At 59.7% G+C, this 15,107-nt stretch carries 14 protein-coding genes; 4 read left to right on the forward strand and 10 right to left on the reverse strand.

Annotated features, from left to right (window positions below; translation table 11 throughout):
- Positions 1-33 precede the first annotated feature (33 nt).
- Together JL39_RS15505 and JL39_RS15510 are read left to right on the forward strand one after the other, a co-directional pair.
- Complete coding sequence (locus tag JL39_RS15505; protein ID WP_037152211.1) at positions 34-960, forward strand: 1-phosphofructokinase family hexose kinase; 927 nt, start codon at positions 34-36, stop codon at positions 958-960.
- A 117-nt stretch (positions 961-1,077) separates the two neighbouring features.
- Positions 1,078-2,433 (forward strand): ferric reductase-like transmembrane domain-containing protein, encoded by a 1,356-nt coding sequence (locus JL39_RS15510; protein WP_037152214.1) that lies wholly within the window; start codon positions 1,078-1,080, stop codon positions 2,431-2,433.
- Positions 2,434-2,471: 38 nt separating this feature from the next.
- Here the strand turns inward: JL39_RS15510 and JL39_RS15515 are convergent, their stop codons facing one another.
- From JL39_RS15515 to JL39_RS15525, 3 genes are all read right to left on the reverse strand, one after another.
- A complete protein-coding gene (locus tag JL39_RS15515; protein WP_037152539.1) occupies positions 2,472-3,263 on the reverse strand; it encodes an ATP-binding cassette domain-containing protein in 792 nt (263 codons plus the stop codon).
- Positions 3,263-4,342: an ABC transporter permease gene (locus JL39_RS15520; protein ID WP_037152217.1), complete on the reverse strand. Its 1,080-nt coding sequence runs from the start codon at positions 4,340-4,342 to the stop codon at positions 3,263-3,265. The genes JL39_RS15515 and JL39_RS15520 overlap by 1 nt, the downstream gene beginning before the upstream one ends.
- A gap of 151 nt (positions 4,343-4,493) precedes the next feature.
- Positions 4,494-5,519 (reverse strand): sugar ABC transporter substrate-binding protein, encoded by a 1,026-nt coding sequence (locus tag JL39_RS15525; protein ID WP_037152220.1) that lies wholly within the window; start codon positions 5,517-5,519, stop codon positions 4,494-4,496.
- 308 nt (positions 5,520-5,827) lie between these two features.
- On the opposite strand from JL39_RS15525, the gene JL39_RS15530 reads away from it, so the two are divergent.
- The gene (locus JL39_RS15530) at positions 5,828-7,069 is read left to right on the forward strand and encodes an ROK family transcriptional regulator (RefSeq protein ID WP_037152223.1); all 1,242 of its coding nucleotides are present in this window, start codon (positions 5,828-5,830) and stop codon (positions 7,067-7,069) included.
- A 179-nt stretch (positions 7,070-7,248) separates the two neighbouring features.
- Here the strand turns inward: JL39_RS15530 and JL39_RS15535 are convergent, their stop codons facing one another.
- The 6 genes from JL39_RS15535 to JL39_RS15560 form a co-directional block, all read right to left on the reverse strand.
- Entirely contained in the window at positions 7,249-8,085 is an 837-nt protein-coding gene (locus tag JL39_RS15535; RefSeq protein WP_037152225.1) for a GNAT family N-acetyltransferase, read from the reverse strand.
- Positions 8,082-8,831, reverse strand: a complete 750-nt coding sequence (locus tag JL39_RS15540; protein WP_037152228.1) for an aspartate/glutamate racemase family protein — start codon at positions 8,829-8,831, stop codon at positions 8,082-8,084. The genes JL39_RS15535 and JL39_RS15540 overlap by 4 nt, the downstream gene beginning before the upstream one ends.
- Before the next feature lie 9 nt (positions 8,832-8,840).
- Positions 8,841-9,659 (reverse strand): ABC transporter permease, encoded by an 819-nt coding sequence (locus JL39_RS15545; protein ID WP_037152230.1) that lies wholly within the window; start codon positions 9,657-9,659, stop codon positions 8,841-8,843.
- Position 9,660: 1 nt separating this feature from the next.
- Positions 9,661-10,572 (reverse strand): ABC transporter permease, encoded by a 912-nt coding sequence (locus tag JL39_RS15550; protein WP_037152233.1) that lies wholly within the window; start codon positions 10,570-10,572, stop codon positions 9,661-9,663.
- A gap of 153 nt (positions 10,573-10,725) precedes the next feature.
- Positions 10,726-12,015, reverse strand: a complete 1,290-nt coding sequence (locus JL39_RS15555; RefSeq protein WP_037152236.1) for a PotD/PotF family extracellular solute-binding protein — start codon at positions 12,013-12,015, stop codon at positions 10,726-10,728.
- Between the two features lie 39 nt (positions 12,016-12,054).
- Positions 12,055-13,146 carry an ABC transporter ATP-binding protein gene (locus JL39_RS15560; protein ID WP_037152239.1) on the reverse strand — a complete coding sequence of 364 codons (1,092 nt, stop codon included), beginning with the start codon at positions 13,144-13,146 and terminating at the stop codon, positions 12,055-12,057.
- Between the two features lie 239 nt (positions 13,147-13,385).
- On the opposite strand from JL39_RS15560, the gene JL39_RS15565 reads away from it, so the two are divergent.
- A complete protein-coding gene (locus tag JL39_RS15565; protein ID WP_037152243.1) occupies positions 13,386-14,099 on the forward strand; it encodes a GntR family transcriptional regulator in 714 nt (237 codons plus the stop codon).
- A gap of 17 nt (positions 14,100-14,116) precedes the next feature.
- Here JL39_RS15565 and JL39_RS15570 read toward each other — a convergent pair whose 3' ends face one another.
- Positions 14,117-15,013, reverse strand: coding sequence for a LysR family transcriptional regulator (locus JL39_RS15570; protein ID WP_037152246.1), 897 nt, complete (start codon positions 15,011-15,013; stop codon positions 14,117-14,119).
- Positions 15,014-15,107 lie beyond the last annotated feature (94 nt).

A 15,107-nucleotide genomic window follows, 5' to 3' on the forward strand; every position in this document is an offset into this window, starting at 1 on the left:
CGACGAGCTCGAAGCAGTAACGAAAGGTGTGCGTTGTCTCGGATCCTTTGTATCGCGCTCAATCCCACTGTCGACATTGCCAGCGATGTGGACAAGCTTGTCCCGACCCGCAAGATGCGGACACGCAACCAGCGGCAGGATGCCGGCGGCGGCGGTATCAACGTGGCCCGGGTCCTGGCTGAGCTTGGTGAGCATCCGGATCTGATCTATTTCTCCGGGGGAGCGACGGGCAATGTTCTTGAGGATGCCCTGAAGGGAATGAGCGTTACTCTTCGGCCTGTGCCGATGAGCGGCGCCGTTCGCGTTGCTTTCATGGTGCAGGAAATATCGACCGGTCTTGAATATCGCTTTGTTCCCGAAGGCCCCGTCATTTCCGAACGGGAAGTGGAAGTCATGTTCGAGACGCTTGAGGCTTCGACCGCAGACTATGTGGTGGCGAGCGGCAGTCTTCCACGCGGTGCACCGACGAACACCTATGCCAGAATGGCGCAGCTGTTCCTGAGGAAGGGGAGCCGGTTTGTTCTTGATGCTTCGGGAGAGGCGCTGAAGGAGACACTTTCCGAGACTCAAGTTTATCTCGTGAAACCGAGCCTCGACGAGCTGGAATATGTCGTCGGTCATTCCCTGGACGAAGTGCAGGCGGCAGAGGCCGCACAGATGATCGTAAGACGCGGCGCGGCGAAGTATATGGTCGTTACCATGGGACAGGCGGGAGCGCTTGTCGCAGGCGCTGACAAAGTCATCAAAGAACCCGCGCTCGCCGTCCCGGTTCGATCTTCTGTCGGCGCGGGGGATAGTTTCACGGGCGCAATGGTCTGGGCCCTGGCGCAGAATTATCCGCTCGATGAAGCATTCCGACTAGGAATCGCAGCAGGCGCAGCGGCGGTCACGACGCAGGGCAGCGAGTTCAGCCGCCAGCAGGTATTCGATCTATACCACAGCATGTCGACTCCAATGTGAGCGCGCGCCAACTCTCTTTGAACTACGGCGCTCGTGCTCGCGGGCCTTGATATGCGTCAACGACATGCAGCGGCACTCCACGATACGCAAACCCGGTCATCAGTGAGAGTAATAGCCATGCGGAATATAAGACTCGCCTTCTGGGGTGCTCTCGTGTTGTTGAGCGGGTTATGGCTGTCGGCGGAGCCCTCTGTCTTTCAGTCGGCTAACGTCTTTGCGCTTCGTGCTGCGATGATGCAATACAGCGGCATCGTCGCGATAGGCTGCATGAGCGTCGCAATGGTTCTTGCGCTGCGTCCGCGCTTGCCGGAGCCCTGGCTGGGCGGACTGGACAAGATGTATCGCCTGCATAAGTGGTTTGGCATCGCGGCCTTGGCCATATCTATAGTCCATTGGTTATGGAGCGAGACTCCGAAATGGGCGACGAGCCTGGGATGGCTTGAACGGCCGGCCCGCGGCGCAAGGGCAGAGATCGAAAATCCCATCGAGCAATTCTTCATGACGCTGCGCGGCTCGGCGGAAGGAGTGGGCGAGTGGGCGTTCTATGCCGCGGTACTGTTGATCGTCTTGGCGCTCATCAGGCAGTTTCCTTATAAACTATTCTACAAAACACACCGCCTGCTGGCCCTCGTGTATCTGGTACTGGTGTTTCACTCGGTGGTATTGACCACGTTCAGCTATTGGGCGTCCCCTGTCGGGGTGGTCACAGGCCTGCTTCTGGCGGCAGGCACCTACAGCGCTGTGATTGTGCTGTTGGGACGCGTCGGCGCGGGACGGCAGGTTCGGGGAAGGATTACCTCATTTCACTACTACCCGGGCGTTCGAGCGCTCGAGACGGAGGTCGAGGTGCTGGAGGGCTGGCCCGGCCACAAGGCCGGCCAGTTTGCATTCGTGACTTCAGACACATCCGAAGGCGCGCATCCTTATACCATCGCCTCAGGCTGGAATGATAAGGAGCGGCGCATCACCTTCGTCACCAAGGAATTGGGCGATCATACCAGCCGCCTGCGTGAAACACTGCACATAGGGCAGGAGATGAAGGTCGAAGGGCCGTATGGGTGCTTCGATTTCGACAATGGCCAGTCGAGGCAAATCTGGGTCGGTGGGGGTATCGGCATAACACCGTTCATCGCAGCCATGAAGCATCGTGCGCTGGAGCGACGAACGAACCCGGATCACTGTCGGCGGCCGGTTGTCGATCTGTTTCACACGACCGCCGACTATGACGAGAAAGCCATTGCCAAACTGGCGGGAGATGCCGAAGCGGCAGATATCCGCCTGCATGTTCTGGTCGATTCACGCGACGGCCTTCTGACTGGCGAGCGCATCCGTGCCGCAGTGCCGGATTGGCGCGAGGCAAGCATCTGGTTCTGCGGTCCGGTAGGCTTTGGCGAAGTCCTGCGTCGCGACTTCGCTGCACAGGGAATGCCCGTCTCACAACGGTTCCATCAGGAACTCTTCGCCATGAGATAGGCAATTCCGGCCTTACAACGAAAACCTAAAGCCTGCGATCAAGCCGCCGCTGGTTGAGCGGCCGCCTTGGCGCCTGTCATGAACGCAACCGCATCGGACATGGTATATTCCTTCGGATTGATCACTGTAAGCCGCTTCCCCAGGCGATGGATGTGGATGCGATCGGCAACCTCGAAGACATGCGGCATGTTGTGCGAAATCAGCACGATCGGAATGCCGCGCGACCGGACGTCAAGGATGAGTTCGAGGACTCTGCGGCTTTCCTTCACGCCGAGCGCTGCCGTCGGCTCGTCTAGAATGATGACCTTCGAACCGAAGGCGGCGGCACGCGCCACCGCAACGCCTTGACGTTGGCCGCCGGACAAGGTCTCGACGGCCTGGTTGATGTTCTGAATCGTCATCAGACCGAGTTCGGAAAGTTTAGCCCGGGCGAATTTCTCCATGGCTGCGTGGTCGAGTTTGCGAAGGATCTTGCCCATGAGGCCCGGTTTACGGATTTCCCGGCCGAGAAACATGTTGTCGGCGATGGAGAGCGCCGGCGAAAGCGCAAGGTTCTGGTACACGGTCTCGATGCCGGCTTTGCGCGCTTCGTTGGGCGAGGAGAAGTGGACAACCTCGCCCTCCATGCGGATTTCGCCTTCATCCGGGTGGATCGCGCCGGAGATTGCCTTGATCAGCGAGGACTTGCCTGCACCGTTGTCGCCGATGACCGCCAGGATTTCGCCGGGATAGAGGTCGAAATCGGCATGGTCGAGAGCCGTGACCCTCCCATAGCGCTTGACGAGACCGCGTGCGGTGAGAATGGGTTGCGTATTGGATTCCTGGGCCATCAGCTTGCTGCCTTTCTGATCCATTGATCGGCCGCCACGGCGAGGATGATCAGGACGCCGATCAGGAGGTAGGTCCATTGAACATCGGTGCCGAGCATACGAAGCCCGAACGAAAACACGCCGACGATCAGTGCACCGAACACCATGCCGAGGATGGAGCCGCGGCCACCGAACAGCGATATGCCCCCGATGACGACGGCAGTAATGGATTCGATGTTGGCGAACTGTCCAATCGTTGGAGAGACCGAACCGTTGCGGCCGATCGATGTCCAGCCTGCCAGTGCGCAGATGATGCCGGCCAGCACGTAAACCGAAATCAGCATGCGCTTGACGTTCACGCCGGAAAGCTCTGCCGCTTCGGGATCGTCCCCGACCGCGTAGAGATGGCGGCCCCAGGCCGTGTGGTTCAGCACATACCAGAGGAGCGCGACGAGCAGGACCATCGCGATGACGCCATAGGTGAAAACGGCGCCGCCTAAGCGAAAATTATTGCCCAGCAATTGCAGGAGCGGCGCCGTCGTCTCGATCTCCTGAGCGCGGATCGTCTCATTGGCCGAGTAGAGAAAATTGCTTGCGAGCACGATCTGCCACATACCGAGCGTCACGATGAACGGCGGCAGCTTCATTCGTGCGATTAGGAAACCGTTTATGAAGCCGCACAAGGCGCCGACTGCGAAACCGCAGGGAATGGCGATTTCGACGGGAAGTCCGTATCGGAACACCAATTGGCCCATAACCACGGAGGACAATACCATGATCGCACCGACGGAAAGATCTATGCCGGCCGTTATGATCACGAGCGTCTGGGCCGCGCCGACGATGCCGGTGATCGCCACCTGCTGCAGGATCAGCGTCAACGAAAAGGCGTTGAAAAACTTTCCACCGAGAAGAATTCCGAAGACCAGCAGCGATACGACGAGCACGATCAGCGATACCGCCGACGGGCTTGTATGCAGGAAATGCCGGAACCTCTGGACGACCGTCTTCTCATGCGTGTCGAAGGATGCGACCTCCGCAGCACTGTCCTTGAGAACTTTTTCGTATTCATGATGCGGCGTGGCGGCCGTTGGCTCGCTCATCGAAACTCCTCCGCTTGAAGACCCGCTCCCATGGGCCCCCTCAGCCGGACACGTGGTCCGCAGCCGGGGATATTCAGGCTGCGCTTTCTTCGGTCTTCTGTCAAAGATTGGGTGAGGATGGCAGCGCATCCCCACCCTGGTCATAGAAGGATCAGCCCCAGCACTTGGAGAGGCCATCCTTCGTATCGATGGACTCGATTCCGGATACGGGCTTGTCGGTGACGAGCGTCACACCCGTATCAAAGAAATCCTTGCCTTCGGTCGGCTTCGGCTTCTCACCGGTGTCGGCGAACTTCTTGATCGCCTCGATGCCAAGGGCCGCCATCTGCAGCGGATATTGCTGCGAGGTCGCGCCGATGATGCCGTCCGCGACGTTCTTGACGCCCGGGCAGCCGCCATCGACGGAGACGATCAGCACATCCTTCTCGCGGCCGACCGCCTTCAGAGCTTCATAAGCACCAGCGGCGGCAGGTTCGTTGATCGTGTGTACGACATTGATGGTCGGATCCTTCTGCAGAAGGTTTTCCATCGCCGTACGGCCGCCTTCCTCGTTACCGTTGGTGATGTCGTGGCCGACGATGCGCGGATCGTCCTCGTCGCCGATCTTGTTTGGGTCTTTGGTGTCGATTCCGAAGCCCATCATGAAGCCCTGGTCACGCAGGACGTCGACCGAGGGCTGTGAGGGAGTGAGATCGAGGAAGGCAACCTTGGCATCCTTGGCCTGATCGCCCAGCGTTTCCTTCGCCCATTGACCAATGAGCTTGCCGGCCAACAGGTTGTCCGTTGCAAAGGTCATGTCTGCAGCATCGATGGGTTCAAGCGGTGTATCGAGCGCAATCACCAGAATTCCGGCATCGCGCGCTTTCTTGATATTCGGAACGATGCCCTTGGTGTCGGATGCGGTGATGAGGATGCCCTTGGCACCGTCCGCTATGCAGGTTTCGATCGCCGCAACCTGACTTTCGCTGTCGCCGTCGATCTTGCCGGCGTAGGATTTCAGCGTCACGCCGAGTTCCTTGGCCTTGGCGGACGCGCCTTCCTTCATTTTAACGAAGAACGGATTGGTATCGGTCTTGGTGATCAGGCAGGCGGATACATCCGCGGCCTTTGCAGGCGCGGAAAATGCGACGCCCAGGGCCAAAGCGCCGAATGCGACGGAAAGTATGGGTTTCTTCATGGTCTCCTCCCAGAGCTAAATTGTCCGCCATGCGGACCGACAACGACACCGGTGCCCAAATTCGGCAAGTGCTTCCTCCAAGCCATCCTGTGCCTTAACTCCGACAATTAAGAACGAGTTGAAATAGCCTGTCAATAATTAATTCCGATTGAATTATTTATTTTGCGTGCCATAGTCCGTGAGAGGTGGAGGTTGAGAATGTGATTTTTGGGCACCATGCGCCTTTGGTTTGCGGCGGAGCGTCGAGCGGATATGCGTATCGCCCGTGATGGTGCGAAGTGACTGAGCATTCTGGGAGGAAAGAGCCGATGTCGGTTTCAGATGGTGTGGCACAAGGCCATACACTGCTGGGTAATTTTACCGGCGGTTCCAATCAGGTGCGCGTGCGGGCCTATAACGAACGGCTGGTCCTCTCGCTGGTGCGCCTCCATGGCTCTATGTCGAAGGCGGATATCACAAGGCGCAGCGGGCTTTCTGCCCAAACGGTCTCCGTCATTATGCGCGCACTTGAGAAAGATGGGCTGCTCTTGCGCGGAGAACCCGTGCGCGGCCGGGTCGGCCAGCCTTCGGTGCCGATGCGCCTCAATCCGGATGCGGTTTATTCGTTCGGGGTGAAAATCGGTCGGCGCAGCGCTGACCTCGTGTTGATGGATTTCGTAGGCAAGATTCGTCTTCAGCATCATGAGACTTACGCCTATCCGCAGCCTTGGAAAATACTTGAGATCATTACGGCAGGCATCGCACGGCTCGAAGGGCAGCTTGACGATGTTCAGCGAAGCCGCATAGCAGGGATCGGTATCGCTGCACCATTCGAACTCTGGAACTGGGCAGATGAAGTGGGCGCTCCGGAAGGAGCGATGGATGCCTGGCGGGGGTTCGATCTGCAGGCGGAGATCGCAAGCCGTGTCCGGCACGCTGTCTATCTGCAGAACGATGCAACCAGCGCCTGCGGCGCAGAACTCGTGTTCGGTGTCGGATCCGCCTATCCCGATTTTGTATATTTTTTCATCGGTTCGTTTATTGGCGGCGGAATTGTTTTGAATTCGGCGATCTTCTCCGGCCGCACGGGAACGGCTGGCGCAGTCGGTCCGCTGCCAGTTCGTGGCAAAGCGGGTGAAACGAGACAGCTGCTGGACATAGCGTCGATCTTCGTTCTGGAGAACCTCTTGCGGGAACGGAATATCGATCCGCAGCCGCTGTGGTATTCCGCCGACGACTGGATCGATTTCGGGGAATCGCTGGACATCTGGATCCAGCAGACTGCGGATGCACTTGCTCAGGCAATCATTGCCGCGGCTTCGATCATCGATTTCGGCGCGGCCGTGATCGATGGAGGTTTTCCTCCCTGGGTACGAAAGCGTATCGTGACGTCCACCATCGAAGCAGTTGCGAAGCTGGACCTTCAGGGTGTGATCATTCCGGATATCATCGAAGGCCAGGTTGGTTCCCAGGCGCGAGCGATCGGCGGTGCGAGCCTGCCGATATTCGCAAAATACCTCACAGACCAAAGCGTACTCTTCAAGGAGGTACGGGAGGTGGCTCTCTCCTGATCGTGGCTGGGTCCGGTTGCCGCCGGTCTGTCATGCGCTCCGGCGAAGCGATCGGAAGTGCGGGACAAGCCCTGACATGATCGAAAGGTTTTCAAACCGGCCGGTCGTCTCGATTTCTTGAACCGGCTCTGTTCTGAGACACTGACCGAGACTTATGTAGACATTGCAATATTCGCCCATTAGCCGAGTTCGAGTGTCGTGATACCGAAGACACCTTGCATCTGCACAACGGGAGCCTTTCCGCGATACATGCGCGCCGTCGTAAAGCCTTTGGAAAAACCGTAGGCCGCCAGGTGGTCGGAAAACTCGGCCTGTGAGGCTGGGACGTCGATATGCAAAAGGGCACCTCCCGCTTCGGCCGCGCAAGCCCTAAGAAGCCGTTCGGCGTCAGCCATGCTTTCGGCAAACAGAGGGCCGATTTTATAGCCGTCGTGACATTTCCGGCCGACTGCGTAGCCACGGATCTCACTATCCTTGAGGACTGCTTTGGCAAGCCTCGGCGGCTTCAGCCATTCGGCGAGAAAAGCATCGCGTTCCGACGGGAAGAATTTTCGGTCAAAAGCAGTCACGGTAGTAGCGAGAGCGGCAGTGATGCCGACCACTTCGTCCGCCGCATCGCCAACGAGGCTGCCGCTCCATCGAAACGTCTCATAGGCTGTTTCGAAACCCATGCTGCGATAATTCGACTGCTGCTCGGGAACGCCGTCAAGGCCGACGGTTCTTCCTTCGAGATGCGCCATGCCTGCGTCCCAAACCTTGCGGCCATAGCCTTTACCGCGAAAATCGGGGTGGGCGATGTAAAGCCCGATGAAGCCGAAATCGGCGCCGTACCGCACGGCGGAGATGCCGGCGGCCATTTCATCATCGACGAAGCAGCCGATGAACCCTTGCGGGTCAGCGGCATAAAAGGCCGGTGCATCGGCAAGTCCCGGATTCCAGCCTTCGCTGCGCGCCCAATCCACGAGCGTCGTGGTCTCGGCAAGCGTCAGCGGGCGGATGATCGGATCGGTGGTCATGAGGCGGCGATCTTGCGCGGCTCGAATGCCTCGAGCAAGCCCTTGTAGGGTTTCGACAGCGGCGAAGCATAGGCGCCGCGCTTGGCCGTGGAAAGCCCGAGTGCGACGAGTGCCTCGGCCTGCTTGACCGCTGCTGCGACGCCGTCGACCACGGGTACGCCGAACTCCGCCCGCAGCTCGGCCGTCAGATCTGCCATGCCGGCGCATCCGAGCACGATCGCTTCCGCCTTGTCCTCGTCGCGCAACGCGGTGGCGATCTCGCTGCGCAATCGGTCACGTGCGTTGGAGTTCGGATCTTCCAGGGAGAGAACCGGGATGTCGGCGGCGCGCACCTTGCAACGGCCCGCCATGCCGTAGCGATGGACAAGATGTTCGAGCGGCAGACGCGAGCGCTCCATGGTCGTGACGATGGTGAAACGCTGGGCAATGAAGGCAGTCGCGGCAAGCGCCGCTTCGCAGATGCCGATGACCGGAATATGGGCGAGCGCGCGGGCGGCATCGAGGCCGGTGTCGTCGAAGCAGGCGATGATGGCGGCATCCGCTCCTGCCGTCTCGCCCTTGGCAATTTCCATCAGAAGGCCGGGCACGGCGAAGGCTTCGTCGTAATATCCTTCGATGGAGACCGGCCCCATGGAGGAGGTGACTGCGACTATCTCGGTGTCGGTATTGGCTACACGGGCGGCAGAGTCTTCGATGGTCGCCGTCATGCTAGCGGTGGTGTTGGGATTGACAACAAGGATGCGCATGGTTCTGCTTCACGACCGCTGGCGGCGCCGGTTGAGATGGACGATGAAGCCCAGCGTGCCGGCAATAACGAGGAAGGAAAACACTGTCGTCACCGTGCCGAGGGCGTAAAGCACCGGCGTCGTGACATTGGTCGTCATGCCGTAGATTTCGAGCGGCAGCGTGTTGAAGGTGCCGGCTGTCATCAGGGTGCGCGCGAACTCGTCATAGGAGAGGGTGAAACCGAACAGGCCGACGCCGACGAGGCTCGGCGCGATCATCGGTAGCACGACATGGCGGAACGTTTGCCATGAGGTCGCACCGAGATCGCGCGCGGCTTCCTCGTAGGCCGGCGAAAAGCGGTTGAAGACGGCGAACATGATCAGCACGCCGAAGGGGAGCGTCCAGGTCAGATGCGCCCCGAAGGCTGAGGAATACCAGGCGGGCTGAAAGCCGAGCTGCTGGAAAAGCACGCCAATGCCGAGCGAGATGATGATCGACGGCACGACGAGACTGGCAACCGAAAGATAGAAGAGCGGAGTTGCGCCATTGAAACGGCGGCGGAAGGCGAGACCGGCCAGCAACGATACGACCACCGTTACGATCATCACCATCAGCCCCAGCATCAGCGAACGGCGGAAGGAGCCGCCGAAATCACCGACCGCCTGGGTCTCGAACAGGTTGAAGAACCAGTGCAGCGACAGGCCGTTCAGCGGGAAGGTGAGGCCGCCGTTCGGCCCCTGGAAGGACAGGATCAGGATCGCCGAGAGCGGGCCGTAGAGGAACAGCACGAAGACTGCGAAGAAGATCGCCAGGATATAGAACTCGCGGGAGCGCTTTTCGGAATGCATGTCAGAGCTCCTTGCGGATATCGACGATGCGCAGGATCCCCGCGACCATCAGGAGGACGAGGACGAGCAGCACGACGGCATTCGCCGCTGCGGCCGGATATTGAAGCAGCGACATCTGGTTCTTCATCATCAGCGCAACGGAGGCGCTCTGTCCGCCGGACATGACCTGTACGGTGGAGAAATCCGCCATGACCAGCGTCACGACGAAGATCGTGCCGATCGCCATACCGGGCTTGGCGAGCGGGATGATGACGTTGGTAAGGACCTGCCAGCCGGATGCGCCGGCGTCGCGGGCGGCCTCGACCAGCGTCTTGTCGATGCGCATCAGCGTATTGAAGATCGGCGTCACCATAAAGAGCGTGTAGAGATGCACCATGGCGAGCACGACGGCGAAATCCGAATAGAGCAGCCATTCGACCGGTTCGGAAACGATGCCGGCATTGATCAGTGCCGAGTTGACGAGGCCGTTGCGTCCGAGGACCGGTATCCAGGAGATCATGCGGATGATGTTGGAGGTCAGGAAGGGCACCGTGCAGACGAGGAACAGCACCATCTGCATGGCGGTGGTGCGGATGTGGAAGGCCAGGAAATAGGCGACCCAGAACCCGATGAAGAGCGTGATCGCCCAGACCAGGAAGGCGAATTTCAAGGTGTTGAGATAGGTTTTCCAGGTTACCCAGGAACCGAGCGTCTCGGTGTAGTTGAAGGTGACGAAATCCGGATACATCTGGGCGAAATCGTAGTCCCAGAAGCTGACGATGCCGATCATCAGGATCGGGATGAGCAGGAAGCCGCCAAGGATCAGCGTCAGTGGCGCTGCCTGGAGATAGGAGATCAGGACGGGCGACAGGCGGAAACCCCTCGCCCGCGCGCCTTTGGCTTTTCCCGTTTCCGAGGATGTCATCGTCGCCATGATGGCTGCTCCTGTGGGTGATCCACCTCCCCCTTGAGGGGGGGGAGGTCATCGTGAAACGATGGGTGGGGGTGACCCCATTGTATTCCGCAGAGGTCACCCCACCCCGAGCCTTTGGCTCGACCCTCCCCCTCAAGGGGAGGGTGGGTGCCGTTAAGCTGCGATGAACTCGTTCCAGCGACGGACCATGTAGCGGTCCTCGTCCATGACGGAATTCCAGCATGCGACCTTGCCCATGCGTTCGTCGAACGATCCGCCGTCGCGAACTGCGCCGGCCTTCTCCATCACCTTGCCGTCCGGCGCGACGATATCGCCCTTGGCCGGCTTGCCTTCGACCCAGAAGCCCCACTCGTCCTCGGACATGTGCTGCTTGGCGGTTTCCATCGCCGCCGAGTAGTAGCCCTGGCGATTGAGATAGGCGCCGACCCAGCCGGACGTGTACCAGTTGATGTATTCGTATGCCGCATCGAGCTTGGCGCCGGAGAGGTGAGAGGCAAGACCAAGACCGCCGCCCCACGAACGATAGCCTTCCTTGAGCGGCTGATATTTGCAGGCGATGCCCTTGGAGCGGACGGCGGCGACGGCAGGCGACCACATGGACTGGATGACGACTTCGCCGGATGCCATGAGATTGACGCTCTCGTCGAAGGATTTCCAGAAGGCACGGAACTGACCGTCCTGCTTGGCCTTGATCAGGAAATCGATCGTCTTGTCGATCTCTTCCTTGGTCATGTTGCCTTTGTCGGCATATTTGATGTTGCCCATGGCCTCCATGATCATCGCGGCGTCCATGATGCCGATCGACGGGATGTTGAGGATGGACGTTTTGCCCTTGAACTTCGGGTCCATGATATCGGCCCAAGTGGTGATCTCACGGCCGACGAGATCCGGACGGATGCCGAGCGTGTCGGCGTTGTAGATCGTCGGCATCATGGTGAACCACTGGGTCTCGGCCTTTGCGAAGGTCTTGGTGCCGGGCTTTTCCACGAAACCGACGGTGTGCGGCGCAGTGCCCTGCGCGATGACGCTGTCGGGCTTCAGCTTGCCGGTTTTGAAGAGCGGCACGACCTTGTCGTAATATTTGAGCTTCTTCACATCCATCGGCTGGATGACGCCGGCCGGATAGACCTTCTTCAGGATCCAGTATTCGATGTCGGCGATGTCGTAGGAGTTCGGCTGGGTGACGGCGCGCTGCGCCGCGGCGTCGGAGTCGGTTGCCGTCATTTCCAGCGTGATGCCGAGGTCGGCCTTGCACTTTTCGGCGATCGCGTTGAGGTTTGAAACACCGGTGCCGAACTGGCGCAGCGTGATCGGATTCTGCGCCCAGATGGTCGGAAAGCCGGTGATGGCGCCGGAACCGGCGGCTAGACCGGCTGCAGCGGAAGCGGTCTTCAGCAGCGAGCGACGCGAAATGCCCCTGCTGGTCTTGGTTGTGTCAGTCATTGCCTTTGTTCTCCTCTGGTTGGGTTTTTTTAGGCGGCGTCAGTGCTTGAGGCGGCCGAGAACGACCACGTCCTCACGGTTCCAGCACAACGGGATGGCTTCGCCGACCCTGACCGGATTAGCGAAGAATGCGGTGTCGGAAAGGATGGCCGTAAAGTCCTCGACGCCTGCTCCGTTGACCGATAGTTTCACGGATGATCCGCGATATTCGACGTTGGTGACCGAACCGGTGAAGCCCAGGCCCTTTTCCGACGGTTCGCCGATCCGGACACGATCGGTCCGAACAGCGATATCGGCGGAATCCGTCAGGCCGGCTGCGCCGGTATTGGCGGCGAGAAATTCGCCGCCGGCCGACACCGACAGCTTTAACATGCTGTCCGAATTCTCGATCACGCGTCCGGAAATGACGTTGTGGTCACCCATGAATTTGGCGACGAAAGCCGTCGCTGGCCACTCGAAGACGGTGCGCGGATGGGCGGCCTGCTCGATGCGACCGTCGTTCATGACGACGATCAGGTCGGCGAGCGCCATCGCCTCTTCCTGGCTGTGCGTCACATGTACGAAAGTGATGCCGAGCGAAGTTTGAAGCTTCTTGAGTTCCGCGCGCATGCGGATCTTCAGGAACGGGTCGAGTGCGGAAAGCGGCTCGTCGAGAAGCAGCGCTTCCGGATCGGTGATCAATGCGCGGGCAAGCGCCACGCGCTGCTGCTGGCCGCCGGAAAGCTGGGCAGGGCGTCGCGTCGCATAGGCTTCGAGCTGCATCAGCTTCAGCATATCGAGCGCCTTGGCGTGCCGCTCATCCTTGCTGACGCCCTTCATCTTCAGGCTGAAGGCGACATTGTCGACGAGGTCGAGATGCGGGAAGAGCGCATAGGACTGGAACATCATCGCCGTACCGCGTCTCGCGGGCGGCAGGTCTGTGACGACCGCATTGCCGAGGCGGATATCGCCGGAGGAAATGCTTTCGTGCCCTGCGATCATCCGAAGCGTCGAGGTCTTGCCGCAGCCGGAAGGTCCGAGCAGGCAACAATAGGTACCGGCCGGAATTTTCAGGCTGATGGCATGCACGGCGGTGGTAGTGCCGTAGATCTTCGAGACTGAGGCGATGTCGATTTCGGCTGCTTTGCTCATCCGGCGCTCCACTTGCGTCGCATACTGCCAAGCATTAACCGTGCCAGTTCATTTAAGCTTTTGGGAAGACTTGCATTTATCTCCGGAAACGAACGCTCGTTCCAGGTATTGCGCAAAAATCGTGCGATCGGTTTCGATTCTGTGGGCAAATCGTATGCAATCTTATGATTCGATCAAAAACAATCCTCTTGGCATTTTGCGACCGCTCGCGTTACAAAGGGGCCGCATCGGATCACGACATGAATATCAACGAGAAGATCACCTTCACCGAGACATCGCCCGAGGACCGCTCGCTGGCGATCCGCGAAGCATTGCGCAATGCGATCATCGATCGGCGGCTCACGCCGGGAATCAAGCTTTCCGAAAGCGAAGTGGGTTCGCTCTTCGATGTCAGCCGCACCGTGGCGCGTGCAGCGCTTCAGATGCTCGCGTTCGAGGGGCTGGTGAAAACCGAGCGCAATCGCGGCGCGTTCGTTTCCAATCCCTCCCCGGAAGAGGCCAAACAGATCTTCGCCTCCCGCCGGTTGATCGAGCCGGGAATCGTAGCGGCGGCTGTTGAGCGCATCACGCCTGCCGATATCGAACAGTTCCGCCGTCAGCTTGAGGAAGAAGAGCGCTATATGAACGAGCGCGGCCCTGCCGCCCGCCGTGCCGAGATCAAGGCGTCGGGCGACTTCCACCTCATGCTGGCCTCCGTCGCGGGCAATCTCATCCTGCAGAAATTCATGGATGAGCTCGTCGCGCGCTCCTCGCTTGTGATCGCGCTATACGGGCGTTCCGGTGTGTCGAGCTGTGGGCATGCGGAACATTCCGCCATTCTCGACGCGCTTGAAAAAGGCGATGGCCGAGGGGCCACCCAGCTCATGGTCCATCACATCGATCACATCGAGGCCGATCTCGATCTCCAGCTCAAGCAGGGCCTGGGCCTCAAGGATGCGCTTGCACTGACCTGATGACCGGTCTGAGATATTTAAGGCGCCGTTTCGGTTGCATTTGTCTTGATGATGTTGATGAAGGCCTCGGCGGTCCATGACAGCGGCGCCCCTGGCATGGTGATGATCCCGTAATCGGAGACCTTGTCGGGCAGGAAAGGCCGCATGGCGATCGCGTCGCTGCGGAAGAACTCGGCGATGAGGGAGGGCACGATCGCGATTCCGAGCCCTTGTGCGGCACAGGCGCATGCGGTTTCGACCGAATGGACCTCCAGGCTGCAGCGATAGGTCGGCACCATCCGGCGCAGCTCATGCTCCAGCTCATTGCGGTTGACGCGCTGCCGGCCGAGCAGGATCAGGTCGTTGCGGGCGAGGTCGTTGACGTCGATCGTCTGCTTGGCTGCGAGCGGATGGCCGGCCGGCATGACACAGGTCGTGCCGCTCACAAAGAGCGGCCGGGCATCGAACGAATGTTCCTCCGGCGGCAAGCGGACGAAGCCAAGGTCGGCGACCCGGTTGCGGACCATCCGTTCGATTGCGTCATAAGGCCCGCTCAGGATCTCCACGGTTACACGTGGATGGTCTGATTTGAAGCGGGCGACGATGGGTGGCAGCATGGTGGTCGACAGGCTGTGCGGGAAGGCGACGCGCACGAGCGCCTCGCCGAAGGCGCCGGTCCGGACGTCGCCGATCTTGATCCTGAGCCGCGCGACGCTCTGGGCCACGTCATCCACTTCACCGACAAGGAGATGCGCTTCGGGCCGAGGAATGAGCCGGCCTTTGTCGCGCAGGAAAAGTTCCCGCCCGATCTGCTCTTCAAGCGAAGCGAGCTGGCGGCTGATTGCCGACTGCGACAGGCCAAGCTGAGCGGCTGCCGCCATGGTCGAGCCGGTATCCATGATTGTCTTGAAGATTTCGAGCTGCTTGAAGTTCATGGCGCGATCTTAGAGGTAACGCTGCAGCGAAGACAAGCGAAGACCGAAACAGGCTTCCGCGCACAAAACGCATAGGTTCATGCATTCCAATCAT

Source organism: Rhizobium sp. YS-1r (assembly GCF_000757525.1).
Lineage (GTDB): Bacteria > Pseudomonadota > Alphaproteobacteria > Rhizobiales > Rhizobiaceae > Neorhizobium > Neorhizobium petrolearium.